Source organism: Geobacillus sp. PLS 41 (assembly GCF_056494105.1).
Genome location: NZ_CM151395.1, coordinates 2095736 through 2122392, shown reverse-complemented (window position 1 = coordinate 2122392; position 26657 = coordinate 2095736). Strand labels below are relative to the sequence as shown.

Sequence of the window (26657 nt, the reverse complement as noted above, 5' to 3'; positions counted from 1 at the left end):
AAGCGTTACAATTACGAATTTTCCATCTCTTTAACGGAATGCCCCCTACACTTCACCTACATATCCCCTACATTATCCGACATTCTCCCGACATCCTTTTCCCCTCAACAAAAAAAGAAACAACGGTCAGTCTGCCGTTGTTGATCATCACGGACGAGAAGCCCTCCTTCTCAGCGGGGAGCGTTCAAAATCCATACTTTTTTAATTTCTCATATAATGTAGATCGGTGAATGCCGAGTCTCCTCGCTGCTTCCGCCTTATTGCCGTTCGCCGCGACAAGGGCGGCAGCGATGCGTTCGCGTTCGGATTGGTAGACCATTTCTTTCCACCGGTCGGCGATGTTCACACCGCCATATTGCATAGATGCCGCCATCGGCTGAATGGCGGACAAATAGGCAGGCAAATGTTCGCGCTCAATGTTCTCCCCTTCCACCATACTAATGAGCCACTCGACGACGTTGACCAGCTCGCGGACGTTCCCCGGCCATGAATAGTGGACAAGCACTTCCATGGCCTCTTTGGTAAACGACTTCAACGCGACGCCAAACTGCCGGCACATCCGATCCATATGGTAAGCCAACAGCGCGGGAATATCCGTTTTCCGCTCGCGCAATAGCGGAAGATGAATGCGAATGATATTCAACCGATAAAACAAATCTTCGCGAAAGGTTCCATTCCGCACCATCTCCTCGAGCGGCTTGTTCGTCGCGGCAATAATGCGCACGTCCACCTTGGTTTCGTATAGTCCGCCGACTTTTTCCACTTTCTTTTCTTCCAAGACGCGCAAAATTTTCGCCTGCATGGCAAGCGGCATATCGCCGATTTCATCCAAAAACAGCGTCCCTCCATGGGCGAGTTGAAACTTGCCGGGCTTGCCCCCTTTTTTCGCACCGGTGAACGCCCCATCTTCATAGCCGAACAGTTCCGCTTCCAACAACGACTCAGGGATGGCGGCGCAATTCACGCTGACAAACGGTCCGTCCGCATGCGGCCCAGCTTCATGGATCGCCCGCGCCACCACCTCTTTCCCCGTTCCGCTTTCACCGGTAATGAGCACCGTCGACGGCACGCGCGCCGCCCGACGAATCATCTGCTTCACAGCGGCGATCGACGGGTGGCGGCCAATGATCCGCTCGATTCCTTTCGGGGCGGAAGCGGCCGTCTCCTGTGGTTTCGCTTCTTTCTTCTCCTTCCGGCTTGCCTCACGCGACAGCTCCTGCAGGCGCCGGAAAATTTCATATACTTCCGATACCCCTTGGAAAATAAGCATCCCGATCGCCCCGATCACCTTGCCGTCCCGCCAAATCGGGATGCGGTGCACAACCATCGGCTGGCCGTAAATTTTTTGAATATATCCTCTTTCTGGAATGCCCGATTGAACACAAATGTGCAGACGGGTGTTTTCGATCACTTCCGTCACATGTTTTCCGATCGCTTCTTCCCGGCGAATGCCGAGAAACTGGCAATACGCCCGGTTGATTTCACGAACCACGCCGTCCTCATCGACGACAACCACCCCTTCGTACGCCGCATCCAGCACCGTTTTCATCGTCTCAGCCAGACGGTGCGTTTCCTCCAACTCACGCTGCAGTCGCTCGAGCTCATTCGTTGCTTTGGAATCGCTTTCGGACATTGGCATTGCAGCGCAGACGCCTTCCTGTTTCGTTTCCCACTTGTCGGAAAATGCCATCAATACTTCCCCTATCGGCATGGAACGATCGAGCCCATCCGCCGCCGCCCGCAGCATCATCCGCCACGTGCACCGCCCCACCGTCCGGCCATGCTCATCGATCACGTTCACCGACTCAAGCCCACGAGCCGCCATCCGTTGCATGACTTCTTGCAACGTTTGGCGACAAACGACGGTTGGCAAAGCACTGCAATCACTCGCCATTCCCCATTCCCCTTTCGTTCTTCCCTCTTTCCGTACCGTTCGCCGTTGGCGTGAAAAAATCCTTCTGTTCCTTCCTTGGAAATGCTGTAGAAGGATGGTGATTGAACAGGAAATACGGCTCAACAATGGGATTTCTCAAATTAGAAAGCTCCATAAAAGGCTATCTTTCTCTTCACTCGAGAACCGTTGATTTAGGAAAAATGGCTGATTTTCACCAGCCTTCTAGGGAAACACGTACCAATGACAAAAAATGGGGCTGACCCAAAAGGGTAATTTTCCTTAAACAAAACACAACATATTGTTTCTTAATGATTTGTTTTATACCTTATATGCGGTAAAAGTAAATAAGAAAGGGTGTCCCGATCCTTTTGGGACACCCTCACCTCTTTTACGCCAAAATCCCCTCAATTTTCTCGAGCACATCTTCGCTGAGCACGACATCGACCGCTTTGACGTTCTCTTCGACTTGTTCCGGGCGGCTGGCGCCGATTAAGGCGCTGGCGACGTTCGGCTGGCGCAGCACCCAAGCGAGGGCAAGCTGGGACAACGTAATGCCAAGCTCAGCCGCGATTTTTTCGAGTTGTTCCACTTTCGTTAACACTTCGTCATTGAGCAATCCTTGGATAAACGTATTCGCTCTTGGATCAGCGGCGCGGCTGTCAGCCGGCAACGCTTGACCTCGTTTGTATTTGCCGGTCAGCACCCCTTGGGCGAGCGGCGAAAAGACGATTTGACTGATGCCGTTTTGTTCGCACACCGGGATGACTTCCTTTTCAATATAACGGTGAAACATGTTGTATTGCGGCTGATTGACGACGATCCGATCGAGCAAGTAGCGGTCGGCCACGCCGAGCGCCTCTTGAATTTGCTGGGCCGTCCATTCGCTCACGCCGACATACAGCACTTTTCCTTGGCGGACGAGATCATCGATCGTACGCAACGTCTCATCGACCGGCGTTTCTTTGTCATAGCGGTGGCAGTAGTAGATATCGACATAATCCAGTTGCAGCCGCTTTAAGCTCGCATGGAGCTGCTCAAACACATGCTTGCGCGACAGGCCGCGGTCGTTCGGGCCGTCGCCCATCGGCCAAAACACTTTCGTCGCGATGACATACGATTCGCGCGGATATTTGCGCAGCGCCTCGCCGACGATTTTTTCCGCTTCCCCGCGCGCGTAGACGTTCGCTGTGTCAAACGAGTTGATGCCAAGTTCGTACGCCTTGTCAATGACGCGGATCGCGGTTTCTTTTTCCACCGAATTTCCATATGTAAGCCAGCTGCCTAAACTAATCTCACTGACTTTCAGCCCCGTGCGGCCGAGTTTTCGATACTTCACCTTCGCTCCCCTCTCCTTTTGACGGCAATCAATGCCAAATTCTTCATGTCCTCATTATAATCCTCGATCGCTGATTTGCAAAGAGATTTGCCTTACTATTCAAAAAATGACTTCCCCTTCTTTGCGTCCATCATCGTCTTTTTCAATCGATTCACAAAATTTTTGTAGATTTCCGTAGATTTTCGTAGATGCGCATTTACAATCAATTCGAAAAACATTCACAAATTTGTCACAAAGGAGGGGGGCTATTGATTTATTTCCACCAAGTCAACAAATACTACGGCGATTTTCATGTGTTGAAAGACATTAACTTGACGATCAACCAAGGGGAAGTCGTCGTCATTATCGGGCCATCCGGTTCGGGCAAAAGTACGCTCGTGCGCTGCATCAACCGGCTCGAGACGATCTCAAGCGGCGAATTGATCGTAGACGGCATCAAAGTGAACGACAAACACATCAACATTAACGAACTGCGGCGCAATATCGGCATGGTGTTTCAACATTTCAACTTATACCCGCACATGACCGTCTTGCAAAACATCACGTTGGCGCCGCGCAAAGTGCTCGGCATGTCTGAAAAAGAAGCGAACGAGATCGCCATGTATTACTTGGAGAAAGTCGGCATTCCGGACAAAGCGAACGCCTATCCGTCCGCGCTGTCCGGCGGCCAGCAGCAGCGCGTCGCCATCGCCCGCGGATTGGCGATGAAACCGAAAATCATGCTGTTTGACGAGCCGACATCAGCACTTGACCCGGAAACGATCGGCGAAGTGCTCGATGTCATGAAGCAGCTGGCGAAAGAAGGGATGACGATGGTTGTCGTCACCCACGAGATGGGGTTTGCCCGCGAGGTGGCCGATCGCATCGTCTTTATGGATCAAGGGCGCATTTTAGAGGAAGCGCCGCCTGAGGAGTTTTTCGCGGCCCCGAAAGAAGAACGGGCGCGCGTCTTTTTAAGCCGCATTTTAAACCATTAATTCCGGTCAATCAAAGGGGGTTTTGTTCATGAGAAAGAAAGCATGGAAATGGTGGATCGCCGTCGCCTTGACGGCCTTATTGAGCGCTGTTGCTTTAACGGGCTGCAGCACAACGGACAAAGGAGAAGGCGGAACATCGTCAGAAACCGCCAAAGCGACCAATACGCTTGAAAAAATTAAACAACGCGGCAAACTCATCGTTGGCGTCAAATATGATTTGAACTTATTCGGGTTGAAAAACCCGGAAACCGGAAAAGTCGAAGGATTTGACATTGATATTGCCAAAGGGTTGGCGAAAAAAATTCTCGGCGATGAAAACAAAATTGAATTGAAAGAAGTGACGTCAAAAACGCGCATCCCGATGCTGAACAACGGGGAAATTGACGCCATTATCGCCACCATGACGATCACCGAGGAACGGAAAAAAGAAGTGGATTTCTCGGATGTGTACTTTATGGCCGGGCAATCGCTGCTCGTCAAAAAAGACAGCCCGATCAACAGCGTGAAAGACTTGAAAAAAGGCATGACCGTTCTGACAGCGAAAGGATCGACATCGGCGGAAAACATCCGCAAAGTCGCGCCGCAAGTCAACGTGCTTGAATTTGAAAACTACGCGGAAGCGTTTACCGCATTGAAAGCCGGCCAAGGCGATGCGCTTACGACCGACAACGCGCTGCTTTGGGGGATGGCCAAACAAGATCCGAACTATCGCGTCCTTGATGAAACGTTCACCGAAGAACCGTACGGCATCGCCGTCCGCAAAGGAGACAAAGAACTGCTGCAAGTCATCAACGAATACTTGAAAGAAATTAAAGAAAACGGCGAATACGATAAGATCTACGAAAAATGGATCGGCAAAAAGCCGCAACAATAACAGGCGAAACGGTGGGCGGAACAATATCCGCCCACCTGTTTGCCCAAAGGACAGGCCATGAGTCAGCGAGGAAAGGAGGCGTTTAGCCTTGTTGCGCTATTCTATTTTAGTTGAACATTGGGATTTGTACATGCAAGGGTTTGGCCATACGATCAAGGCCAGCGTGCTGGCGCTGATCGGCAGCTTGGCCCTGGGGACTATCATCGCCATTTTCCGCATCGCGCCGATTCGCCCGCTCAATTGGATCGGAACGGCGTACGTGGAATTTATCCGCAACATCCCGCTTGTGTTGATCGTCTTTGTTTTTTTTATGGGCTTGCCCGCCGTCGGCATCCGGTTTGACTCGTTTACCGCCGGAACGCTCGGACTGATGGTGTATACCGCTGCTTTTATCGCCGAAGCGATCCGCTCGGGCATTCAAGCCGTTCCGAAAGGACAAATGGAAGCGGCCCGTTCCTCCGGGTTGACCTACTTACAGGCGATGCGTTACGTCATCTTGCCGCAGGCGGTGAAAATCGTCATTCCGCCGCTTGGCAACCAGTTCATCAACTTGGTGAAAAACTCTTCGGTGCTTGGCGTCATCGCCGGATTGGATTTAATGTATTACGGCGACTTGATTTCCTCGAAAACGTTCGTCACCTTTGACGTTTATATTTTCGTCGCCTTGTTTTACCTCGTCTTAACGATCCCGCTCAGCCTTGGCGTCGGCTACTTAGAGCGCCGGCTGCTCAAGGCGCGGTAGGAAAGGAGGCCAAATGATGGATTTTGCCGGTGCTTACGCGCCCGCCCATTTGAAGTTTTTGCTTCAAGGGTTTCTCGTCACATTGGAAGTGGCGTTCATTTCGATTGTCTTGAGTTTTGTCTTTGGCATTATCATCGGAGTCATTCGCTATACGAAAATCCCGGTGCTTTCCCAATTGCTGGCCGTGCTGGTCGAAACGATCCGGAATTTGCCGCTGTTATTAATCATTTTCTTTACGTATTTCGCCCTTCCGGAAGTCGGATTAAAGCTTGATAAACTATACGCCGCCATTTCGGCCTTGGTCATTTTTGAATCGGCCATGTTGTCAGAAATCGTCCGCAGCGGCCTGCAGTCGATCGATAAAGGGCAAATCGAAGCGGCTCGCTCATCAGGGCTTACGTATGGGCAGACGCTATGGTACATCATTTTGCCGCAAGCATTGCGGCGCATGGTGCCGCCGATCGTCAGCCAGTTTATTTCCTTATTGAAAGATACGTCGCTGGCCATTGTCATTTCCTTGCCGGAATTGATGAACCATGCGCAAATCATTAACGGCCGCAACGTCAATTTTGTCATCCCGATCTTCATTCTTGTGGCGTTCATGTACTTTATCGTCAACTATTCGCTGTCGTTATTATCTCGCCGGTTGGAATACCGTCAGCGATGATGGAACCGTATCCCCTTCTTCAGCCGGGGCATACGGTTTTTTCTTGCCATCTCTTTTCGTTAAAAAAGATCCGTTGTTTTCGCTTCCCTGTTATATAATAGAATTATAGATTAGGCCATGACTTTCACAAAGGCGGTGACGTCCACTGTTCCAAACGAAAAAAGAACCGCTTTGGCTTCTTTTGCTTTTGCTTTCTGCTACTGCGTTTCTGGGCGAAATGAAAATGAATCCGTTTGACAGCCCGTTTCGCGTCTCACTCGGCAGCGCCGTCTTTTTTCTCGGGCTTGTCGCTTTTACTTCCCTGCCCCCGCTTGTCATCGGCGCAAGCACCGGAGCGGTGGTCGTTGGGTTTCGCGTCTTTCTTGACTCATTGACGGGCGAAATGTCCGCTTCAGAAAGTGTGCTGACCCACATTCCGGCAGCCGGGTATTATATCAGCTTTTCAGCGATGGCGGCTGCCGTTCGTTTTCGCCATCGAATGGCCGCACCGATTCGAGCTGGAGTGGTTGGAGCGGCGCTCGACTTTTTTGCTAACGCCTGTGAACTAGGGATCCGGTATTGGATGGGGGAGCCGTTTGCCTTCAGCGGCCAAACAGTCATCGTCTTATGGTTATTCGCCATTTTGCGCAGTTTCTGCGTGATTGGCGTTTACAATATGTGGGTGACGAAGCATGTCCGCTCGCTCGCTGAAGCGAGAAAGCAAGAACTCGAGCGTCTCATTATGGTGAGCAGCGGATTATACGAAGAAATGTTTTACTTGCAAAAATCAATGGCTCTCATGGAAGACATGACGCGCCAAAGCTATGACCTTTACTCGCGGCTGATCGAAAGAAAACACGTTGAACCGCGCGTCGCCCTGGAGCTTGCCGAACATATTCACGAGACGAAAAAAGATATGCAACGCATTTTCGCCGGCCTTTCTAAGCTTATCGGCCGCCAATCGGTGCGCGGGCGCATTTCGATTGCCGAACTGTGCGCCATGGTCATTCGCGCCAATGAAAAATACGCCAACTTATCCGGAAAAACGATCACATTTTTGTACAACGGCCATATCGATCTCATGACCGACCAACTGTATCCGCTTCTTTCCGTGCTTAACAACTTGGTATCGAATGCCGTCGAGGCGATTGAGAAAACGGGCGCCGTCACTTTGCATGCACGTCTTCGCGGAAACGAGTTAATCATCGAAGTGGAGGATACCGGCCCCGGCATTGCGGCTGATGACATCACTTGGATTTTTCAGCCCGGATTCACAACAAAATACGACCGCCAAGGCAATCCGTCAACAGGCATCGGTCTTACCCATGCACGCGATATCGCCCAAACACTTGGGGGGCATCTACAGCTCGTCAAAAGCGAGCCGGGGCAGACGGTGTTTCGTCTTGCCGTGCCGACAGCCCACCTCCTGCAAAGCACGCCGATCACAGCCGAAATGTCCGATCACGAGGCTGACCAGCAAGAAAATGCCGTGATGTAGGCAATGGCACCCATTCTGGAACTTCCAAAGAAAGGAGAGAACAAAGGACATGGGGCTTCGCTTTTTTCTCATCGAAGACGATCCCGCCGTAAGGAAGATGTTGGAAAAGTTAATTGATGAATCCGAACTTGGCGAGGTGGTCGGCTGTGCCGAAGATGGACTGCACGTTCGCGCGGCCGACTTGCTTCACGTGGATGTGGTGCTCATTGACTTGTTAATGCCGGGGCGTGATGGCATTCAGACGATCAAGGCGTTGCGGGAAGAAGGATTTGCCGGAACCTTTATCATGATTTCTCAAGTTGAAAACAAAGAAATGATCGGCCAAGCCTATTTGCATGGCATTGACACGTACATTCAAAAACCGATCAACCGCTATGAAGTGCTGTCCGTGCTGAAACGCGTCGCCGATCACATGTCCGCCGTCCGCTCGCTCGAGTCGATCCGCCAGGTGCTCAAAGGGTTTGAGACGCAAACGGCCGATGCCGCCGTCTCCAAACCGTCCGCCATTGAGCAACAGGCGCAACAGCTTCTGCTTCTTCTTGGCGTCGCCGGCGAGGCGGGCAGCGCGGATGTGCTTCTCGTGGTGCGCTGGTTGGCCGAGCAAGAAGCAAAAGGCCTTCCCGTCCGCGAACTGCCGCCGCTGAAAGAACTGTATGCAGGACTCGTCCAGCGGGAATACGGCCTGTCCCCGACTGAAACGGCCAAGGAAGCGCGGGCGATGGAACAGCGCATCCGTCGGCTCGTCTTGCAGGCGTTCACCCATCTCGCTTCCCTCGGCCTGACTGACTACACGAACCCGACGTTTGAGCATTTCGCACCTAGGCTGTTTGATTTCGGTGACATCCGTCGACGGATGAAAGAGCTCGAACGCGGCCAAGCTGAGACGGAATGCCGGATGAATGTGCGGAAGTTTTTAACGGCTTTTTTTCTCGAGCTGAAGCGCGTCTAGAAAGCTGGTGATTTAGTGAAGAAGGCTGATGGCCCCGCCTATTTTTCAATTAGAGAAACCTTGCCGGACGGACTTGCGATTCTGATCCAACGCCGTTGATTTGCGCGCGACGCCCCGTTTTTCACTAGGCTTCTAGGGGTGGGGAATCCACCATCCCCTTCACTTCACGACCCGCAAATGCGAAAAACTTGGAACTCGGGATGATGAAGTTGCGTTTCCTGTTAAATGGCCAGTCTTCTACATGATGATGGGGCTGCCTTTAGGACAGGTCAACCTTTTTCATTCCTTATGCCAACTGCGCCGCTCTTCGCTAGCAACGAATGAGACAAAACGGACGGCCGCCATGGATGTGCTGAAGCAGCGGCACATCTTCCTTAATCACCCTGCCGATGACGTTGACTTTGTCATCAGCGGGAAGATCCGTTAAGGTGATTTGCAGTTCCCCAGCATAACGACCGTAGCGTTCGTTGTCAATCGTCACGCTTCCGATCGGCCGCGGCGCCGGATCGATGGAATGCAACGCTTCCTGCGGCCATGCAAGGGTGCAGCGAGATTCAACTGAGCGAATCACATCACGGGCAGCGTCACGCCGATTCGTGTGCACTGTTTCGATAAGAGACAGCCAGCGGGCTGATACGATTGGCCGGTAGCGAATGGGAATGATTTCTTGCCGCACCCACTCCATTCGCCTAAGCACATCGTCCGACACCGATAAGTCTCCAACAAACACTTTTTCCACCTTATACGTTTTGATCGACTCGATATAGGCGTAGACCGGATCAGCTTCCCGATGATCCTCTAACGTTGGCAGCCCTTTGTAAAGCGGACCGCGCTTTTGGGCATTGCCAGGGACAAAGGTGCCGATTGATGCTATGCCGCATTGGCGCAACATTCGGTTTTGTTTCATGAGCGTGTCGCCCGAAAGACCAGTTTCCGGGCGCGGGTAAAAGTTATGCCATGCTTCCACACCCGCCCAGTCGATTTGTCGCGATGTCAACTCCTGAATTTCGCTTTCTGTGATCGTACTGGCGTTCAATACGACTTTCATCTGCTTGGAAAGCTGCACCGTTTCGTCCCACGAGAAGCCGTCGTCAAGCCGCAGCCCGACCATCCCCCACTCGTTGAGCGCCCTGGCAACGCCAACGCCGGTTGGCAAGTACGAAAGCACGGCGGGGGTGGCGTCTGCTACCACCCCCACCCCGTAGTGGCGGGCGAGCCGGCCGATCCATTCCAACTTCTCTTGCTCGCCTAGTTCTTTTCCCTTCAAAAGGTGCAGCGAAGTAAACAGTTCCCTCGCTCCACAACTCGCCGCTTTCCGAAACGCTTCTTCGATTTGTTCAAACGGTTGAAAAAGATAAAAGGAAAAGGAAAGCATCGCCATCCCTCTCTATATATTTTCTGCCATTTCCTCTTTAAACCCGAACCAATAGGTAAACAGGAACCCAAACGCATAGGAAATGACCAATCCGATGAAATACGTCATATATTTCGCATCAGCAATGAGCGGAATCAATGACAGCCCAGACACGCCGATGCCAAGCGCCGCTGTTTTCATCACCGCTTGAAATGCACCGCCGACCGCCGCTCCCAAGCACGCGGTAACAAACGGCCGCCCAAGCGGCAATGTCACCCCGTACAACAGCGGCTCCCCGATGCCTAAAAATCCAACCGGCAATGCCCCTTTGATAATGTTGCGAAGCCGCTTGTTTTTTGTTTTGACATACACGGCCATCGCTGCTCCAACTTGACCGGCTCCAGCCATCGCCAATACCGGCAGTAGCGGTGTCGAGCCTAATTTTTGAATCAATTCCATATGAATCGGGGTTAATCCGTGATGCAGTCCGACCATCACGAGCGGCAAAAACGTTCCGGCCAACACAGCGCCAGCGACTACTCCACCGATGTCAAGCACCGCTTTCAGCCCGCTTGTAATCGCTAACGACAACCAACCGGCAAGCGGCTGTACCGCGATCAAAGTGAATAGACAGACGATTAATACGGTAACGAGCGGCGTGACAATAATGTCGACCGTATTCGGCACAAACGAACGCACCCGTTTTTCGACCGCCGCCATGAGCCAAGCGGCAAGCAAAACGGCAAACAGTCCTCCCCTCCCAGGTGTAAGCGCTTCCCCAAATAGTTTTATATCAGCCAATGCCGGGTTGAAGACGAGAATACCGGCAATCGCTCCTAATACAGGAGTGCCGCCAAACTCTTTCGCTGTATTATATCCGACTAACACGCCAAGTGAGGCAAAAATCCCCCCGCCTATCAACAATAACAGCTGCAGCCACGTCGTCTGCGGATCAACGCCGGCGTTTTTCGCAAAGTTGGCGATTCCGTTAATAATCCCCGATGCAACCAACCCAGGAATAAGCGGAATGAAGATGCTGCCGATTTTACGAAGCAATCGCTTTAGCGGCGTTTGCTGACGCGCTTTGACTTCCGCTTTTGTCCGCTCCGCGATATCCTCCATCCCATCTTCAATTACTTCCCCAAGTTCTAAACCGGCAAGCTCGCATAACGCAGCCGCTACTTTATTGACAACGCCCGGGCCAACAACGATTTGCAAAGTCTCATCCTCAATGACTCCCATGACCCCTTCGATCTGTGTTAAGGCGTCCATGTTCGCTTTGCCCGGATCGCGCAACGACACGCGCACCCGCGTCATGCAATGGGCAACGCGGGTGATGTTTTCTTTTCCCCCAACGTACTGAAGTATCGATATTGCTATTTGTTGTTCTCGAGTCATGATATTTCTCTCCCCCTTATTTCGTTATTCAAGCGCTTTACGCACAAACCCTTCGGCTTGCTGCAGTCGTTTTTTTGCCTCTTCATAACCGCATTGGCGCAAAATCATCACGATCGCTGTTTTCACCTCCCCTTTAGCCTGTTCATAATAACGGGACGCCTCTTCGGCGCTGACTCCTGTCGCCTCTATTAAAATGCGCTTTGCCCGCTCTTTTAACTTTTCATTTGTCGCTTGTACATCGACCATCCAGTTCCCATACACTTTGCCGATCCCGACCATCGCTGCCGTAGAAATCATGTTGAGCACCATTTTTTGTGCTGTCCCAGCTTTTAACCTCGTTGAACCGGCCAACACTTCCGGCCCTGTTTCGATTTCCACCGCCGCATCGGCATACTCGCTAATGACGGCTCCTTTATTGCAGGCGATGCTTCCGGTCGATGCCCCGATTTGTTTGGCGTAACGAAGGGCGCTAACGACATATGGCGTTCGACCGCTCGCTGCAATGCCAATAACGACATCGTTTTCCGTCAAGCCGACTGCCTGCAGATCGCGAACAGCAGCCTCTTCATCATCTTCCGCTCCTTCCACCGCCTTCGCAATCGCTTCCAGTCCTCCGGCAAGAATCGCCTGCACCATGGACGGTTCGGTTCCAAACGTCGGCGGGCATTCGACCGCATCAAGCAATCCGAGCCGGCCGCTCGTCCCCGCCCCGACGTAAATCAACCGCCCCCCACGCCGAAATGCGGCGATGACAAGATGGACGACTTTTTCAATACAATCCAGTTGCTTGGATACTGCAATGACCGCAGCCTGGTCTTCTTCATTCATGACGTCTAAAATTTCTCTTGTCGTCATTCCATCCAAATGTTTCGTCTTTTCGTTTCGTTGCTCTGTCGCAAGATGTTCAAGCAATTTTGTCACCTCTTTGCATGTTTTAAGAAATTATATTTCATAATTATATTATAAATTTATGAAATAAAATATCAATCTATTCTTTTTTGTTTGAAACATTCCTACAAAAAAGCGGGCCCGTCACAGGCCCGCTTTACCTCCGCAACCGCACCACTTCTTCTCTTGTTTGATGAAATCGTTCAATGATCCGGCTTCCCACTCGATGGAACGTAATCAAATACAAGGCATCGATCACGTTGAGCTGCACCATTCTCGATGCCATACTGCCAATGCGATGGTCTTGCTCAACATCCGGCAGCGCAAGTCGAATATCCGCTTCCTTATATAACGGTGATGAAGGATCAAGCTTTGTAATGGCAATGACTGTCGCCTGCTGCTTTTTTGCAAACCGGGCAATCTCCAATACATCTTTCGTCCGCCCTGACGTCGATATGGCCACGAACACATCTCCTTCTTTCAAATGGGCCACCAGTGGCAGCATCATATGAAAATCAGGCGATGTTGCCGCCATGTAGCCAAGTTTCGTAAACTTATAACTAGCATCCACCGCTGCCGCTGCCGAGCCGCCTACTCCGTAAAAAACCACCTTCTTGGCTTTGATCATCGCCTCAGCGGCTTTTTCTAACTCGCGCTTATCGAGTGTTGTCGTCGTTGCCTCAATGGCCGCCTTATTCACATAGGTCACTTTCATAAACAGCTCATACGGCGCATTCGGCTTGTCAATGATGGAAAAATCGTTAATGTTCATATCCGCCATCGCCAACTCGCGAACAAGCGCCAGCTTCAATCCTGGAAAGCTGCCGATGCCGATCGCCTTGCAAAAGCGAACGACACTCGCCTCGCTTGTATCAGCCGCCCGCGCCAGTTCTTTGGTGGTCATCGTTGGAATCAGCTCGGCATGGCGAAGAAGATAGGCAGCCACTTTTTGTTCCGCTGGCGACAATTGCTCGAGCTGCTGTTCGATTTTCGCTAAGATCCCTATTTCATTCATCATGGATCCCATCCTTTCCGGCCGCTGTTGCTATCCCCATCTTATCACGGATATCCCTTTGGACTCTACACTACAAAAAACTTGAATAAAAAATGTTTGAATTCAAGATATATATCTGCTATGATAATGATGTGATCATTACGTGAACAAGAGGAGGAGAACCATGACGACCTTTCAACTCGACAAAGCGCACAGCTCTGTCGCCTTCCAAGTGAGACATATGATGATCTCCAAAGCGAAAGGGGAATTCACCAACTTTGACGTTGAGGTGCAAGGCGACATCAACGAACTCGAGTCGCTGAACGTGAAAGCGACGATCGACGCCGCCTCGATCGATACGAAAAACGCCGACCGCGACAATCATCTCCGCTCGGCCGACTTTTTCGATGTCGAGAACTATCCAACCATTACGTTTGTCAGTGAGTCCGTGCGCAAGCTTTCCGACACGGAATATGAAGTGACCGGGAAGCTGACGATCCGCGGCGTGACGAGAACGGAAACGTTCAAAGTCGAATACAACGGCCAAGTGAAAAACCCGCTCACCGGCGGCATCTCGGTCGGTTTTGATGTCGAAGGAACGATCAACCGCGAAGACTACGGGTTGGTATGGAACGTCGCGCTCGAAACCGGCGGATTCCTCGTCGGGAAAGAAGTCAAAATCCTCGCGAGCTTTGAATTCGCTCTCAGCTGAACGACCAAGCAACAAGCCCTTAGCCATTTGCGAGGCTAAGGGCTTATTGCGCTTCATTGCGCCGTATACCCGCCATCGATCACGACCGCCTGGCCGGTGATTCCTTTCGCTTGTTCGCCTGCCAAAAAGAGAACATAATGGGCGACTTCTTCAACGGACAAGAGCCGCCGCTGCGGCACGAGCGGGTAAATCACTTCCTCGAGCACCTTCTCAAGCGGCACCTTTCTCGTCGCCGCCAAATCAGCGAGCTGATTGCGGACGAGTTCTGTGTCGACATACCCCGGACAAAGTGCGTTCACCGTAATGCCGTACGGTGCCCCTTCTAGCGCCGCCACTTTCGTTAAGCCGATCACCCCGTGTTTTGCGCTGTTGTAGGCGGCTTTTCCGGCAAACCCGATCAATCCGTTAATCGACGCCATGTTGATAATGCGGCCGTAGCGCTGCTCCTTCATCAGCGGAAACGCATGCTTAATGGCCAAAAACGGGCCGACGAGCATGACGCGGATCAACTGCTCGAACTTCTCGGTCGGAAAGTCTTCAATATTGGCGACATATTGCAAACCGGCGTTGTTCACGACAATATCGAGACGCTCCCACCGTTTGACCGCTTCATGGATCGTTTGTTTCACCTCTTCTTCCGCCGTCACATCACACTTGACGCCGACGGCCTCGCAGCCTAGCTGCCGCAACGACTCTGCCGCCTGTTCCACCTCTTCCTGCTTCAAGTCGGCAAGCACGACGTTCACGCCGTTGGTTGCCAACGTTTTCGCTACTTCATAACCGATCCCCCGCGCCGCTCCGGTGACGAGGGCTGTGCGATGCGCCATCATTCCCCTTCCCCCTGCTTCATCTGGTTATACACCTCATCATACTGCTTCGCCAAGTCAAAATCGAGCTTCGTCAGCCCTTTCGCCCGCCATGAGGACAGTTTCACTGTAATGAGCTTGTAGTCGATCGAAATGAACGGGTGGTGGTTTGTGTTTTCCGAAATCGCGGCGATTCGCCGGACAAACTCGATTCCTTGCAAGTAGTCTTGAAAACGGTATTTTTTCACAATCCACCGCTCATCGACCAGCTTCCAGCCGTCCGCTTTTTCAAGCAGTGCTTGCACTTCCTCTTCCGTTAACCGCACCGTTATCCCTCACCCTCTATATTTTGAAATATGCCAGCCAGCGAAACCGTCAAATCAGCGAACAAAAACGAGACGAGCACATCGCCTTCGCCAAAGACGCTCCGCTTCTCATACCCTTTTTCGCCGCGGCCGTACACTTCCACCGTTCGATGCAGCGGATCCACGATCCAATATTCCTTGACGCCAAACTGTTCGTACAACATATACTTTTCGTTTCGATCTTTCAGCGCAGTGCTCGGCGAAAGCACTTCCACCACCAAGTCAGGCGGACCATCGCAGCCTCGGCTGCCGATTTTGCTTTGATCGCAAATGACCGAGATGTCTGGCTGCACGACATGCTTCGCCTGTTCATAGTCCGCCTGCTCATCAAGGCGTACATCAAATGGCGCCATGACAACCGTGCATCCTTTTTCACGAAAAAATGCCCGCAAAGCGACATACCATTCACCGACGATCGACTGGTAGACAAATGAAGGGGCCGGTGCCATGTTGTAAGGTACGCCGTTGATCAGCTCCCACCGTCCGTCCCACTTGACATAATCTTGATACGTATACCGTTCCTTTTGCCGCTCGGTCGGCTTCACGTCCATTCCCCCACCCGCTTGCTTTGCCCCTATTATACCATCGGACATCCGCGGCCGTCATACAACTCAAGAGCTTGCTCCTCAAAAAAGAGCCATCCGATCGAGATGGCTTTTTCGCAAAATACTCGTTTTAAGGCCGCAAGCTCGCCAGTTGCTCGGCAAGCCGCAAATAAAAGGCGCGAATATCAAATGACGGATTCGGGTCAACGCCGATGATTTCCAAATGGTCGACATTGTACGTTCCCATGTCATTCCAAACCCCTTTTTTCAACGCCCCGTCATACGGTACGATCCGATCGCTTGATCCACGCTTTGGACCGTTCATGGAAACCGTATTGACAATACCATCGTTTTCAAGCCAGCGGTCGTCAATGCCGAGCGTCGGATTGCGGTACGAACCGAGAAACGGAGCGCATACGACCGCGCTGAATGCATTCATTCCGAGTTCGGGATAATAGTTGCCTGTGAGCGCTCCGCGATACGTCCGTTCGGTAGAAAAGCTCAAATAATACGTATTCGGGCTTGCTTGCACCCATTGATTCAACTTCTCAGCTCCGGAAACGGATAAATCGTAGCGGGCGGTATCTGTCGATGTCCAGACAGGGGAGCGCTTGAGCCGTTCAAAATAATGGTCGAACGATTCACCCGGCTGGCGGCGCAGTCCCCATTGGTCGAGCTTAAAATCGTATACTTGACTCGTGTACGGCACGTTGCTGGCGACAGCCGCCGCTTCCAACACCGCTTTTTGCAAGTCAAAAAAGCGATCGGTGAAATCAACCATGTTGACAAGCGTCGTCCCGTCATGAGGAGTGGCGATGGTCGTCACGCTCAACACAAAACGATGTCCGCCTTCAAACAACGGCGACAACGACACGTTGTGCTCCTTGGCGTACTCCCGCTCTTCTTGGCTTCCGTTCTCTAGGAGCGAGACAAGCATACGGGCCGTCTGCCCTCCTTGGCTGTGGGCGATGATATGGACGCGGCCTCCTCTTTTCAATTCCGGCAGCAACCCCGGATACGTGCGGCCAAACCGCGCATGGCCGTGCTTTGCCGCATGGGCTGCCCCATAATCGACCGTCCCGCCGACAAGCTGAGCATACGCTTCACACGCCCGGTCCCAGTTGCTCGAGAGCGGTCCGACCGCCAGCGTATAAGTTCGATAACCGTTGTCGTTCAGCCATTGTTCGATATCGCCGCGCACGCCGCCCCAGTACTTGAACCCAAACATTTCTTCTCTTCCCCAGCCGGTAAAACCATGGAGAAGCACGATGGGTGCATCGTTGGCGCGTGAAGCTGCCGCTTCAGCTCGCCCTCCCGGGACCGATAGGCCGAATACAAGCCATAATCCGAGCAACACAAACATAACCCGACAGCATTTCATCACGCTCTCCTTCTCCTCCCCTCGAATCGACTGAACCCCTTTATTCCGAATTACCTGAATATTCTATACTAAATAACCAGGCTATTCAATCCCGGCAATTGTCGGGTTTTCTGATGAGGGAAAGAGAAAAATGCACTTTTGTGCCGTCATATTTCGTTTCTCGCCGACAGCGAGAGGGTGATGCACTATGTCATGGCAGCGTTCCATCACCGCCTCGTACGGACGGTTGGCTATTCTTCTTTCATGCGCGCTAGCCGCCGCGCCTACGTGGCTTCAGCGCTGCTTGCGTCTTGGACGGGGACGTATTTGGATTTGTATTTCGTGGGAAAAGGGCTGTATGCGTTCCCGAAACGGCCCTTTCCTTCTGTCTTTTCGATCGATATTTTCTTTACGGCCGTCGTTCTTCCGCTCGGCACCGTCTTCTTTCTTGCCCTCATGGAGCGGCTTAGCCGCCTTGGGCGCATGGGGCTCATCGCTGCATTGTCGGCATTGGCGGCCGCATTGGAGGCCAAAGCCGAGACGTACGGTTTGTTCACCCACACGGCCGAATGGAGCCATTGGTATTCAGTTGCCGGTTACGGTCTTTTTCTTTCAATAATATGGGAATTTTACCGCCGATTCCAAACGGTGGACTAGCACGAATAGCGCATAAAGGCAATGGCAGCGAGCAACGATAACGGGGAACAAACCGAAAAGACGAGCAGCTGCCGGATAGGAGGAATCCGATTGAGAAGAAAAAAAGCCGCATTCCTTTGCTTGGCTGTCATCGCCGCCAGCGTTGCCCTCATCGCCCAACCGGACACGGATGGAAAAGCATCCAAAACGGGCGGACGGGCCGTCATAACGATCTACTTGGCAGGCGATTCGACCGTCGCCGCCGCCCCCCGCTCCCGCGCTCCCCGGGCCGGATGGGGTGAAATGCTCGATGATTGGTTTGATGACAACGTCATGGTGAAAAATATGGCCGCTTCCGGCCGCAGCGCGAAAAGTTTTGTCGAAGAAGGACGGCTCTCCCGCATTTTGCGGGAAATGAAAAAAGGGGATTACTTGTTCATCCAATTCGGTCACAACGATGAAAAGGTGAACGATCCGGCACGCTACACCGAACCATTCACCTCCTACCAATCATACTTGAAACGGTATATTGACGGCGCCCGCACGAAAGGAGCAACCCCTGTCCTCATCACTCCGGTCGAGCGGCGGCGCTTTTCTGCCGACGGACGAGCGCTCAACTCGCATGGACTTTATCCTGCGGCCATGAAGGCGCTTGGGGAGAGAGAGCACGTTCCCGTCATCGATTTGACGGCAAAAAGCAGACAACGGTTTGAACAGCTCGGCCCGGAACAGACGAAACAGCTGTTTCTATGGCTTGCGCCCGGCGAGCATGCAAATTATCCGCACGGAATCGAAGACAACACGCATTTTCACAAACGAGGAGCGAAAGAAATCGCCCGGCTAGTCGTCGAGGGGATTATGGAGCTCAACCTCCCCCTCCGCCGCCACCTCATCCGTTCACCGAAACGAGAACCTATACGAGACCGCCTCAGCGACGAAACGCCGTGACGTCGAGCACCCCGCTTGCTTTCCCCGCACCTGCCCGCCCGCCTAGGACGGGCGTTTTTTCGCTTTTTGCTCCCGCCAGGCGCTGCATACCGCCTGCCCTTTCCATCCCTACCGGGCTCTTCCGGCGTATGGCGCTCTGCCGCTCGTTGGTGAATGGTACGTTTTGTTCAACAAGCGGTGGTATAGGGACGCGAGCACTTGCTGAAACAGCATGCCGAGCACGACCGGCACGCTCACTGGCGGCGGAAAATAGGTCATGGCAAGCACCGCGCCGGCGCTGATGTTGCGCATCCCGCCGGTAAACGTTAACGCAATAATATCCGACGGGGCAAACCTGAGCCATCGGGCCGCCATCCAAGAAAGAAAATAGCCGGAGCTCGCGATCGCCAAGACAAGCAGCGCCATGAAAAACAGCCGGGCGTCAACACGGCCAAAATACGGGGCGACGACTGCGCTGTTGATCATGACGACAAGCGCCAGCGCCAGCTTGGAAAACGGGGACAGCACCACCGCCAGCTGCTCGTTCGCTTGAGCAGACAGCCGTTCGCCCACGAACATGCCGGCTAGTGACGGCAAAATAATCATAAAAAACAAGCCGAGCATCATCTGGCCCACGTCGAGCTCGACCACGCTTCCGGCCAATACAAGCAACGTCAGCGGCACAACGATGGGCGATAAAAACGTATCAATCAAAATGACAGAAAGGGCAAGCGCCAAGTTTCCGCGGCCGAGCGACACCCAGATAAAGCTTGTCACCCCGGTCGGAATAGCGGCCGCCAACACAAACCCGATCACCGTCCAACGGTCGCTGCCAAAAAACAGATGTCCAAGCCCAAACGCCCACAGCGGGATGATGAAATGGAGCAGACATAGCGCCGCAGCGATCGGGCCAGGGTGAATGAGCGCCTCTTTCAAATTGGCCAAACGCAAGCGCAAACTGCCGCTAAACGTCATCAACGCAAACAGCCACGGCACAAGCGCGGCATAGCCGTGCAGTTCGTCCGCCAGCCAGATGCCGGCCGCCACGCTCGCCGGCGTAAGAAACGGCAGCGCCTTCTCAAGCCGACGGTTGATCGATTGCCACATCGGTTTCATCTCCCTGTCTCACCATTCAAGGGCTCTTTTGCTATGCCTACACCTCCCCCATTATACACCGTAATCGCCCCATTGGAGCGACAAATTTTCATGAAACCGATGGACAACGGTTGACCAGCCAGCTCCTTAGGCTATTTCGCTGCTTTTCCCCCTCACCATTCAGCAACAAAACGACATCGCCTCGCTTCACATCATACAGCCCAGTCATTGCTTTTTCCATCCGTTCAAGCCTTTCTTTGTTCGTCCATGCGCCACACAATAATACAAAAAGATTCCAACTCTCTAGCAGCTGGACATCGGTCATTGCCGATAAACGATTGCATGTCGATGCTCCTCTTTTTGCAATTCACCGACAGACACCAAATATTCCAAATGCGCCAATGTCTCAGCCACTGCAAACCGCCATTGGTGCACGGTCAGCGGCTTATGGCCGAACACACAATGGGCGACTTCATAGGCGGTGCGCCCCGTTCCTGCTAGCGCTTTCATTTTTTGCAACCGTTGTTCGTGGTGGCGGAAAAGATCACCGATCCGCTCGCGAAATTGGCGAATGACCGCGCCATGGGCAGGCAGAGCCACATCCACCTCCAGTTCCTCCACTTTGCGAAGCGAGGCAAAATATTGCTCGAGCGGGTTCGGATGGGCGCCCGGCCATACACTAATGTTCGGAGTGATGCGGTCAAGCACATGGTCCGATGCAAGCAACTGGCGCGATTCCGGCTGATAAAAGCTGATCAATCCATCGCTGTGCCCCGGGACCGGGATGACCGCCCATCGCCGCTGCCCCAGCACAATTTCCGAACGATCCAAAACGGTTAGCACCGGAAACGGGCTAACGCGCAACGACAGCTTCCACATGCTCTCCTCAATGTCCGTTACCAACTCATCCGGCACACCATGGCGGCGAAACATGGCACCCACTTCGCTCGCCTGAACGCTCTCTTCCCCCCACACTCGTTCCGCCATCGCATAATCCGGCTCGCTGATCCAGACAGGCGCCTCCGTCTGCTGTTGCATCCACCCAGCCAAGCCAAAATGATCCGGATGAAAGTGAGTGATGTAAATGGCCTGAACATGCCGCGGTTTGATTCCAAGCTGCCGAAACACTGCTTCCCAAGCGCTAATCGCCTCTGGATAGCGAAAGCCGACGTCAACAATGCTCCATCCATCCGCTTCCCGACCTACGTAACAATAGACATACTTCATCGGAAATGGAACTGGGATTGGAACGCGGTACATTTCATCTCCTATCCACTCCATTTCGATCTGCGTCATCCATTCTCCCCCCTTTTTTGCATCAAATCTTTTTTCATGTACCAAGAACGCTTCACTTTTATTTTATATTTCTGAATATTTAGTTAATAAAAATATTATGCTACAATCTTCTATCTTTTTCAACCTTCAAAATCATTAGGACAAAACAAAAGGGTGCCCATCCATCATTTTGGAACACCCTTTTCCATGATCCCATCGGTCATCCAATACTATCACAAGCGGCTACATCTCATTACTTTTGGATGATTTTGCAGGAAAATCCATTGCAGCAGGCTGCATCGTTCCCATCCGCCGGCTCATCCAGCGGTTGAGGCCGCGAATCACGTTTCGCATCGGTCCTTGCGTCATCGGCGCCATGCGTCTCCCTTGTCTCGCCCCCAACATCGCGGCTGCCACCGCTCCTAAGCTTACGCTGACGAGCGTCCAAATGGCGTTATGGTTTCTTCGCCGTCTAACAACCCCCAACCATGGATTCCACAACCCGCGGCCGCGCTGAACGCGGAACAGACGGAATAAGCGATCCATTGTACCTCCACCTCCTTTTGCTCGACAGCTCCCGTTCAACGGTTAGCATACGTTGCCTCTAAAAAGTCATACGTGGAAAACATTAGATGTAAACAGGGAGGGTGTTCTATATAAAAATTTCCATATATTTCACTATTTTCGTCCCTTTCATGTTCCTATATACTGAATTCGTATATACAAACAAACGGAGGTCACGACATGAAAAACATCGTTCCTTTTGCCTTGGCCGCATCCATAGCCACTGTATGGCCAGCTTCAGCGTTCGCCATTGAACGCAACGATCCAGCTTTAGAGCAGTATTTAAATGAAGCAGGGATCACAGTCGAAGAGCTGGAAAATTATTTGGACTATGAAGGCTATTCGCTCGATGAGTTTGACAGCGTGGACGAAATGCGCCGTGAGTTCGGCGAGCCGCTCACGGAAGAAAATTTAGCTCAGTTGCTCGCCAAACACGGATTGACCGAACAACAGCTTCGACAAATGCTCATCGACAATGGAGAAATGGAAGAGTCACAGGCCATTACTGATGTGTTTTTATTTTACAATGATCTGGAAGAATATATCGAACTGTTTAAAGATTACTCCGTTCCAATCACGGATGAAACGCTGGCCGCCTTTCTAAACGAACGCGGAATGACAAAGGAAGAGCTCATCGCCCTTCTTGATCGGCACGGCGAATCGTTGGCCGATTACCACTCGATCGGCGAGCTGAAAGATATCGTCGATTATTATCGAAATTTGACGCCGTTGACCGAAGAAACATTAAACAAATTTTTACAAGAAATTGGCATGACGAAAACGCAATTGGAAAAACTGCTGTCTAAAAACGGCGATTCGCTTGACAATTATGCGACGGTCGAGGAACTGTCGGAGGCCGTCATCGACTACTTGCTTCCGGATTTAGACGAGCTTGGTTTGACGGACGCAGAGTTGGAAAAGCTCTATAACCATTTTGAATCGCTTAATATGGAAGATCCGCAATTCGCCGAGAAAATGGAAGAAATCGGCCAACGGCTTGAGGCGATCGGTGCGTACGATTTTACGAGCGTGACGGAGCTATCGCCAACGCAAATCGCTGAGATCGCCAATGTATGGACCGACCTGCTTTCCACATTTCAGCTGGAAGCGAAGTTTTATTTGACAAAAGGTGGCGAGAAAAAGCCGCTCAGCCTGTCGACGCTGCTGACAATGGAATCAGCGAACGGCTACGATTTGCTTGTTGAAATTTACAGCACCGAAGGCGAGCTGCTGGCTGATTTTGTCGTGACCGAAGAGATGTTTGCCTCCGACATATTCGATGAAATCGGCGAAGACTTGCAACAGAGCGGCCAGGCAGCGAAAATCGAAAAAGTGGTGAAACCGGCGCCGCCGAAACCGCTGAAGCGGACCGAAGCCGGAGCGAAACTGCCGAAGACGGCATCCCCGTATGCCGCTTATATGCTTTTTGGTTTGACCTTAATCGGTGCCGGCGCATTCCTTGTCCGCTTCCGCCAAGGAGCCGAGGCGAAATAAATGAACCGGAAACGGCTCGTGCGCTTTTTTGGAGCAAGCTTGATCGCAGCAGGAATCGCCGTAGCCGCCGTTAGCGGCTTGAAGTGGAAAAACGGCTTGGAAGCGGTCAAGCCGCTGTCTGTTGAAATAGAGAGACAAACAGGCGCTGCGCCGATGCAAATCCAAAGTTCACTCTACCCAAAACAGCCCAAAATCGGCGAACAAATCGGCGAACTCATCATCCCGAAGCTCAACATGAGCCTAGCGATTTACCACGGTACAGATGAAGACGAGTTGAAAAAAGGGGTCGGCCATTACGCCGGCAGTGTCCTGCCAGGAGAGGCGGACAACTGCGTGCTTTCTGGCCATCGCGACACGGTCTTCCGCCGTCTTGGCGAAGTCGGCCAAGGCGATATCTTGATCGTCCGTACGTCCGCCGGCACATTCACCTATAAAGTGCGCAAAGTGCGCATCGTCGACGCCGACGACCGGACGGTCATCGTTCCAAAGCCGAAAGCGACACTCACCGTTTCCACGTGCTATCCGTTCCGCTACGTCGGCCCTGCTCCGCAGCGGTACGTGCTCGTCGCCAACTTAATCAATGATCGCTCTTAACCTTGCAAAAAGCGAAAGGATGGCCGAAACAAGGGCCATCCTTTTTTACTTCACTTCGTACGCGGTCCAAGTCGGCTTTTTGATTTTCGCCGACAGCGAAACAATTTTCCGTTTCACTCGGGCTGCTTCCCCTCCCGCTAACGGCACCGGCTGGTAGTTGTTCCTTGTCGTCACCGATGAAATGCGAAACGGGATGACGCGGATTTCTTTTTTGGCCGTCCGCTTGCCGTTTTGAAAAGAAAACACCTGCTGGAAAACAAACGTATCTTTGTCGCTCGGGTTTTTGTTTCCGCCAAACATAAAATTCCCTAAACTGTAGACAATAAATTTGCCTTTGTACTCCTCGATCCCTTGCACGACGTGCGGGTGATGGCCGACGACCAAATCGGCGCCGCTGTCAATCGCAAAGCGGCCGAGCACCTTTTGCGTGCTGTTTGGCACATAGCTTCGTTCCACTCCCCAATGGAAATGGACTAGAATGATGTCGGCTCCTTGTTTCCGAAGCGTGCGAATATCGTTGGCGATTTGCTTGCGCAACGTGCTGGTATTGCTCCAACCTTCATAGCCGAGCGCCCCGACTTGAATGCCTTTGACCGTTTTCATGAGCCGAAGCGTACGGCCGAAATAACCGATCTTTTCTTTTTTTAGACTGGCGATCGTATCGTTATATCCTTTTTGCAAATAATCGTATGTATGATTATTGGCCAGATTCACCGCCTCAATGCCGCCATAAGTTAAGATTTTCGCATAACTCGGGTGGCCGCGGAAACGAAATGTCTTGCTTGCCTTGCGCGTCGAGGTCGTCAGCGTCGTTTCCAAATTGACGGTCGTAAAATCGTCCTTTTTGAAGATCGGCTCAATGTATTTCGTAAAATAGCGCAAGCCGTGCTTCTTTGCTTCTTCATCAAACGAATACGCATAGCCATAATTTTCATCGCGCCCGAGCGTCACATCCCCCGCTGCGCTGATGGTGATGCGCACCTCGCTCGGTTTCGGCGCCGCTTGTTTCCTTGCAGCGAGCGCCATCGCCGCTTTGTCAGCCGCACTCGGCAGCGGCGGATGCTCGATTGTTTGCCCCGCCAGTTCGTTTGGCGCTGCCAGCACTTCCTCGACGCCGCGATCAGCTGCGTTGCCGCAGGAAAATAAAAAGATCGACGCCATACACAGAAGCGCCGCATTTCTTCCCTTGATCCATGCGTTCATGCTCCCTCTCCCATCCATCTATTTTCTTCAAACTGCCAAAACTTCTGCTAATGACGTATTCAACACACCCCCTCTTTATCCCTTTTCTTTCCCTCAATTTAGGAATGATGGCCTAGCCAAGCCATGATATAATGAGCTTGTAGGCGTTTCCTCTCCTATTTCCACATCTCGGACTCCTCACGTTTCATGGTTGAAACGCCCCAAGCAAAATCCCCTCTCGATAGGGAGGTTTCTTCATCCTATTTCGCGCAGGAGACTCCCACTTCAACGACCAAAGGGAGTAAGTGGGAGAGGAATGCGCGTTCCCCTTTTCTTTTGTGTATGATATAATAAAGGCGTGGAGAAAACCGTTTAATAAAGGCACTCCAATAACTGCTACTCGATGTATGGAGTTGGTTACAGGAAACGTTGTAACCGTAAAACATCGAGCGTAGATCCGTCTGTTGTGTGTGGAAGCCAAGTACTGCCAACAGACACACCGAGAGAATCGGTAACGATGCAGGCATGACCTGCGTCGTTGGGTAGTTGTCAACCTGCCCTGATGCAACCCCAAGTCAAGGAAGGAGGACGAAGTCCGCTTGTACTTCTGGGGAGTTGCAAGCCCCCACTTCAAGCGTTAGCTAAGTGGGGGTAGTTGACGGAAGAGCTGTTGCGGCAGTTAACCACACTTGTTCAAGGACTTGTCGATGACATGTCCGTCCTGAAGCAAGACATGCAAACGGTGAAGCAAAAATTGGGCCAACTTGAACAACGAATGGACAAACTGGAACAGCGGATGGACAAGCAGGAAGAAGAGTTGCGCTGGCTGAAAGAGCAGATGAAAGAAAACACGGACATGATCAAAGCGATCCGCGACAATCAACTCGAACAGCGCAGCATTCAAGACGGCATGCGCCATGAAATCGCCAACCTCCGCGGAGAAATGGCCGGCATTCGCGAGCAGATGGCAACAAAAGACGATCTTTCCCGCCTTCGCGAGCAAATGGCGACAAAAGAAGACATCTCCCTCATTCATCAGCGGCTTGATTATCAACTTAGCCGCATCGCGAAAGTGGAGGAGGAGATGTATTTGCTGAAGAAAGTAGATTGACACTCCACACGCTTAAAGGCATGGGATTCTTGGATCGTTTGCGTCCTCATCCATTTCTGGTTCGGACAACGCCCAAGTTTAGGGGGGTGTCATCACCCCGTCCCATCGGGTTAGGATGTACCCCATGGGCGGCGCACCTGTGACCAGTGCGCCTGCTAGTACGACATAGACTCCTGCAGCAAACGTGATTCCTTGCATAAGAGAGAAGACAAGAAAATTGACACCGCCGCTTAACTCCTTCTCGATAAACGATTTTCCGGCAAACGGAGCAACGACAAAAAATAACAGCACCATTGTCAACGACATAGCCACCGGTGTATCACGAAGAAAACTCTATGATTTTGGCGCTTTAATATCTTCAATATCTTCCCTAAATCCGTGACAAAACATCTTTACAATAGTCGCAAACTGTTGATACGATAAAAGAAGACGACGTTAACG

Annotated in this window: 26 protein-coding genes and 1 pseudogene; 12 read left to right on the top strand and 15 right to left on the bottom strand. The window is 52.1% G+C overall.

The genetic code is table 11. The annotated features are described in order from the left end of the window. Positions 1-184: 184 nt before the first annotated feature. On the bottom strand, positions 185-1894 hold the full coding sequence (locus ACVX3G_RS10640) for a sigma 54-interacting transcriptional regulator (protein WP_081130713.1): 1710 nt from the start codon (positions 1892-1894) through the stop codon (positions 185-187). 388 nt (positions 1895-2282) lie between these two features. Continuing rightward, positions 2283-3230, bottom strand: a complete 948-nt coding sequence (locus ACVX3G_RS10635; RefSeq protein WP_013523972.1) for an aldo/keto reductase family protein — start codon at positions 3228-3230, stop codon at positions 2283-2285. A 248-nt stretch (positions 3231-3478) separates the two neighbouring features. Here ACVX3G_RS10635 and ACVX3G_RS10630 point away from each other — a divergent pair, with 248 nt between their 5' ends. From ACVX3G_RS10630 to ACVX3G_RS10605, 6 genes are all read left to right on the top strand, one after another. After that, a complete protein-coding gene (locus ACVX3G_RS10630; RefSeq protein WP_013145090.1) occupies positions 3479-4207 on the top strand; it encodes an amino acid ABC transporter ATP-binding protein in 729 nt (242 codons plus the stop codon). Between the two features lie 28 nt (positions 4208-4235). Continuing rightward, positions 4236-5081, top strand: a complete 846-nt coding sequence (locus ACVX3G_RS10625; RefSeq protein ID WP_011231463.1) for a glutamate ABC transporter substrate-binding protein — start codon at positions 4236-4238, stop codon at positions 5079-5081. A gap of 88 nt (positions 5082-5169) precedes the next feature. Continuing rightward, positions 5170-5823, top strand: coding sequence for an amino acid ABC transporter permease (locus ACVX3G_RS10620; protein WP_014196037.1), 654 nt, complete (start codon positions 5170-5172; stop codon positions 5821-5823). A 16-nt stretch (positions 5824-5839) separates the two neighbouring features. Further along, the gene (locus tag ACVX3G_RS10615; protein WP_023633758.1) at positions 5840-6490 is read left to right on the top strand and encodes an amino acid ABC transporter permease; all 651 of its coding nucleotides are present in this window, start codon (positions 5840-5842) and stop codon (positions 6488-6490) included. A gap of 223 nt (positions 6491-6713) precedes the next feature. Further along, positions 6714-7967, top strand: coding sequence for a sensor histidine kinase (locus tag ACVX3G_RS10610; protein ID WP_068895666.1), 1254 nt, complete (start codon positions 6714-6716; stop codon positions 7965-7967). Between the two features lie 49 nt (positions 7968-8016). Next, the gene (locus ACVX3G_RS10605) at positions 8017-8916 is read left to right on the top strand and encodes a response regulator (RefSeq protein WP_014196040.1); all 900 of its coding nucleotides are present in this window, start codon (positions 8017-8019) and stop codon (positions 8914-8916) included. Between the two features lie 310 nt (positions 8917-9226). On the opposite strand, the gene ACVX3G_RS10600 is transcribed toward ACVX3G_RS10605, so the two are convergent. The 4 genes from ACVX3G_RS10600 to ACVX3G_RS10585 form a co-directional block, all read right to left on the bottom strand. Beyond that, positions 9227-10291, bottom strand: a complete 1065-nt coding sequence (locus tag ACVX3G_RS10600) for a MupG family TIM beta-alpha barrel fold protein (RefSeq protein WP_033845415.1) — start codon at positions 10289-10291, stop codon at positions 9227-9229. A gap of 12 nt (positions 10292-10303) precedes the next feature. Beyond that, positions 10304-11668, bottom strand: a complete 1365-nt coding sequence (locus tag ACVX3G_RS10595) for a PTS transporter subunit EIIC (protein ID WP_014196042.1) — start codon at positions 11666-11668, stop codon at positions 10304-10306. Positions 11669-11692: 24 nt separating this feature from the next. Then, complete coding sequence (gene murQ, locus ACVX3G_RS10590) at positions 11693-12580, bottom strand: N-acetylmuramic acid 6-phosphate etherase (RefSeq protein ID WP_014196043.1); 888 nt, start codon at positions 12578-12580, stop codon at positions 11693-11695. 133 nt (positions 12581-12713) lie between these two features. Beyond that, positions 12714-13571, bottom strand: coding sequence for a MurR/RpiR family transcriptional regulator (locus ACVX3G_RS10585; RefSeq protein WP_025039049.1), 858 nt, complete (start codon positions 13569-13571; stop codon positions 12714-12716). 163 nt (positions 13572-13734) lie between these two features. Between ACVX3G_RS10585 and ACVX3G_RS10580 the strand changes: the two genes are divergently transcribed. Beyond that, positions 13735-14262, top strand: a complete 528-nt coding sequence (locus ACVX3G_RS10580; RefSeq protein WP_014196045.1) for a YceI family protein — start codon at positions 13735-13737, stop codon at positions 14260-14262. A 53-nt stretch (positions 14263-14315) separates the two neighbouring features. Here the strand turns inward: ACVX3G_RS10580 and ACVX3G_RS10575 are convergent, their stop codons facing one another. From ACVX3G_RS10575 to ACVX3G_RS10560, 4 genes are all read right to left on the bottom strand, one after another. Then, on the bottom strand, positions 14316-15092 hold the full coding sequence (locus ACVX3G_RS10575) for a 3-hydroxybutyrate dehydrogenase (protein WP_021322426.1): 777 nt from the start codon (positions 15090-15092) through the stop codon (positions 14316-14318). Then, a complete protein-coding gene (locus tag ACVX3G_RS10570) occupies positions 15089-15394 on the bottom strand; it encodes a 4a-hydroxytetrahydrobiopterin dehydratase (protein WP_014196047.1) in 306 nt (101 codons plus the stop codon). The genes ACVX3G_RS10575 and ACVX3G_RS10570 overlap by 4 nt, the downstream gene beginning before the upstream one ends. Before the next feature lie 2 nt (positions 15395-15396). Further along, a complete protein-coding gene (locus ACVX3G_RS10565) occupies positions 15397-15984 on the bottom strand; it encodes a Uma2 family endonuclease (RefSeq protein WP_014196048.1) in 588 nt (195 codons plus the stop codon). 124 nt (positions 15985-16108) lie between these two features. Then, complete coding sequence (locus ACVX3G_RS10560) at positions 16109-17359, bottom strand: esterase/lipase family protein (RefSeq protein ID WP_014196049.1); 1251 nt, start codon at positions 17357-17359, stop codon at positions 16109-16111. A 192-nt stretch (positions 17360-17551) separates the two neighbouring features. Between ACVX3G_RS10560 and ACVX3G_RS10555 the strand changes: the two genes are divergently transcribed. Then, entirely contained in the window at positions 17552-17995 is a 444-nt protein-coding gene (locus tag ACVX3G_RS10555) for a CBO0543 family protein (RefSeq protein WP_235046463.1), read from the top strand. A gap of 90 nt (positions 17996-18085) precedes the next feature. Then, positions 18086-18922: a rhamnogalacturonan acetylesterase gene (locus tag ACVX3G_RS10550; RefSeq protein WP_014196052.1), complete on the top strand. Its 837-nt coding sequence runs from the start codon at positions 18086-18088 to the stop codon at positions 18920-18922. A gap of 108 nt (positions 18923-19030) precedes the next feature. On the opposite strand, the gene ACVX3G_RS10545 is transcribed toward ACVX3G_RS10550, so the two are convergent. The 3 genes from ACVX3G_RS10545 to ACVX3G_RS10535 all read right to left on the bottom strand — a co-directional run bounded on the left by ACVX3G_RS10545 (position 19031) and on the right by ACVX3G_RS10535 (position 21817). After that, positions 19031-20008, bottom strand: coding sequence for a bile acid:sodium symporter family protein (locus ACVX3G_RS10545; protein ID WP_014196053.1), 978 nt, complete (start codon positions 20006-20008; stop codon positions 19031-19033). 309 nt (positions 20009-20317) lie between these two features. After that, the gene (locus tag ACVX3G_RS10540; protein ID WP_014196055.1) at positions 20318-21292 is read right to left on the bottom strand and encodes an MBL fold metallo-hydrolase; all 975 of its coding nucleotides are present in this window, start codon (positions 21290-21292) and stop codon (positions 20318-20320) included. Between the two features lie 222 nt (positions 21293-21514). After that, the gene (locus ACVX3G_RS10535; RefSeq protein ID WP_014196056.1) at positions 21515-21817 is read right to left on the bottom strand and encodes a hypothetical protein; all 303 of its coding nucleotides are present in this window, start codon (positions 21815-21817) and stop codon (positions 21515-21517) included. Between the two features lie 198 nt (positions 21818-22015). On the opposite strand from ACVX3G_RS10535, the gene ACVX3G_RS10530 reads away from it, so the two are divergent. Further along, positions 22016-23329 carry a processed acidic surface protein gene (locus ACVX3G_RS10530; protein WP_479454539.1) on the top strand — a complete coding sequence of 438 codons (1314 nt, stop codon included), beginning with the start codon at positions 22016-22018 and terminating at the stop codon, positions 23327-23329. Next, the gene (locus ACVX3G_RS10525; RefSeq protein WP_081130712.1) at positions 23330-23923 is read left to right on the top strand and encodes a class D sortase; all 594 of its coding nucleotides are present in this window, start codon (positions 23330-23332) and stop codon (positions 23921-23923) included. A gap of 45 nt (positions 23924-23968) precedes the next feature. Here ACVX3G_RS10525 and ACVX3G_RS10520 read toward each other — a convergent pair whose 3' ends face one another. Further along, the gene (locus tag ACVX3G_RS10520; protein WP_479454538.1) at positions 23969-25126 is read right to left on the bottom strand and encodes a CapA family protein; all 1158 of its coding nucleotides are present in this window, start codon (positions 25124-25126) and stop codon (positions 23969-23971) included. A gap of 691 nt (positions 25127-25817) precedes the next feature. Between ACVX3G_RS10520 and ACVX3G_RS10515 the strand changes: the two genes are divergently transcribed. After that, on the top strand, positions 25818-26216 hold the full coding sequence (locus ACVX3G_RS10515; protein WP_479454606.1) for a hypothetical protein: 399 nt from the start codon (positions 25818-25820) through the stop codon (positions 26214-26216). Positions 26217-26366: 150 nt separating this feature from the next. Here the strand turns inward: ACVX3G_RS10515 and ACVX3G_RS10510 are convergent. Further along, positions 26367-26576: pseudogene (locus tag ACVX3G_RS10510) on the bottom strand (PTS transporter subunit IIC); the annotation flags it as partial. Positions 26577-26657 lie beyond the last annotated feature (81 nt).

What these genes read in the sequence shown, in the direction of transcription:
- ACVX3G_RS10515 (WP_479454606.1), top strand. Translation starts at nt 25,818, where the DNA reads ATGTCCGTCCTGAAGCAAGACATGCAAACGGTGAAGCAAAAATTGGGC.
- ACVX3G_RS10540 (WP_014196055.1), bottom strand. Translation starts at nt 21,292, where the DNA reads ATGACGCAGATCGAAATGGAGTGGATAGGAGATGAAATGTACCGCGTT.
- ACVX3G_RS10615 (WP_023633758.1), top strand. Translation starts at nt 5,840, where the DNA reads ATGGATTTTGCCGGTGCTTACGCGCCCGCCCATTTGAAGTTTTTGCTT.
- ACVX3G_RS10520 (WP_479454538.1), bottom strand. Translation starts at nt 25,126, where the DNA reads ATGAACGCATGGATCAAGGGAAGAAATGCGGCGCTTCTGTGTATGGCG.
- ACVX3G_RS10525 (WP_081130712.1), top strand. Translation starts at nt 23,330, where the DNA reads ATGAACCGGAAACGGCTCGTGCGCTTTTTTGGAGCAAGCTTGATCGCA.
- ACVX3G_RS10595 (WP_014196042.1), bottom strand. Translation starts at nt 11,668, where the DNA reads ATGACTCGAGAACAACAAATAGCAATATCGATACTTCAGTACGTTGGG.
- ACVX3G_RS10625 (WP_011231463.1), top strand. Translation starts at nt 4,236, where the DNA reads ATGAGAAAGAAAGCATGGAAATGGTGGATCGCCGTCGCCTTGACGGCC.
- ACVX3G_RS10545 (WP_014196053.1), bottom strand. Translation starts at nt 20,008, where the DNA reads ATGTGGCAATCGATCAACCGTCGGCTTGAGAAGGCGCTGCCGTTTCTT.
- ACVX3G_RS10580 (WP_014196045.1), top strand. Translation starts at nt 13,735, where the DNA reads ATGACGACCTTTCAACTCGACAAAGCGCACAGCTCTGTCGCCTTCCAA.
- ACVX3G_RS10530 (WP_479454539.1), top strand. Translation starts at nt 22,016, where the DNA reads ATGAAAAACATCGTTCCTTTTGCCTTGGCCGCATCCATAGCCACTGTA.
- ACVX3G_RS10610 (WP_068895666.1), top strand. Translation starts at nt 6,714, where the DNA reads ATGAATCCGTTTGACAGCCCGTTTCGCGTCTCACTCGGCAGCGCCGTC.
- ACVX3G_RS10575 (WP_021322426.1), bottom strand. Translation starts at nt 15,092, where the DNA reads ATGATGGCGCATCGCACAGCCCTCGTCACCGGAGCGGCGCGGGGGATC.
- ACVX3G_RS10565 (WP_014196048.1), bottom strand. Translation starts at nt 15,984, where the DNA reads ATGGACGTGAAGCCGACCGAGCGGCAAAAGGAACGGTATACGTATCAA.
- ACVX3G_RS10605 (WP_014196040.1), top strand. Translation starts at nt 8,017, where the DNA reads ATGGGGCTTCGCTTTTTTCTCATCGAAGACGATCCCGCCGTAAGGAAG.
- ACVX3G_RS10640 (WP_081130713.1), bottom strand. Translation starts at nt 1,894, where the DNA reads ATGGCGAGTGATTGCAGTGCTTTGCCAACCGTCGTTTGTCGCCAAACG.
- ACVX3G_RS10585 (WP_025039049.1), bottom strand. Translation starts at nt 13,571, where the DNA reads ATGAATGAAATAGGGATCTTAGCGAAAATCGAACAGCAGCTCGAGCAA.
- ACVX3G_RS10555 (WP_235046463.1), top strand. Translation starts at nt 17,552, where the DNA reads ATGGCAGCGTTCCATCACCGCCTCGTACGGACGGTTGGCTATTCTTCT.
- ACVX3G_RS10535 (WP_014196056.1), bottom strand. Translation starts at nt 21,817, where the DNA reads ATGGATCGCTTATTCCGTCTGTTCCGCGTTCAGCGCGGCCGCGGGTTG.
- ACVX3G_RS10560 (WP_014196049.1), bottom strand. Translation starts at nt 17,359, where the DNA reads ATGAAATGCTGTCGGGTTATGTTTGTGTTGCTCGGATTATGGCTTGTA.
- ACVX3G_RS10600 (WP_033845415.1), bottom strand. Translation starts at nt 10,291, where the DNA reads ATGCTTTCCTTTTCCTTTTATCTTTTTCAACCGTTTGAACAAATCGAA.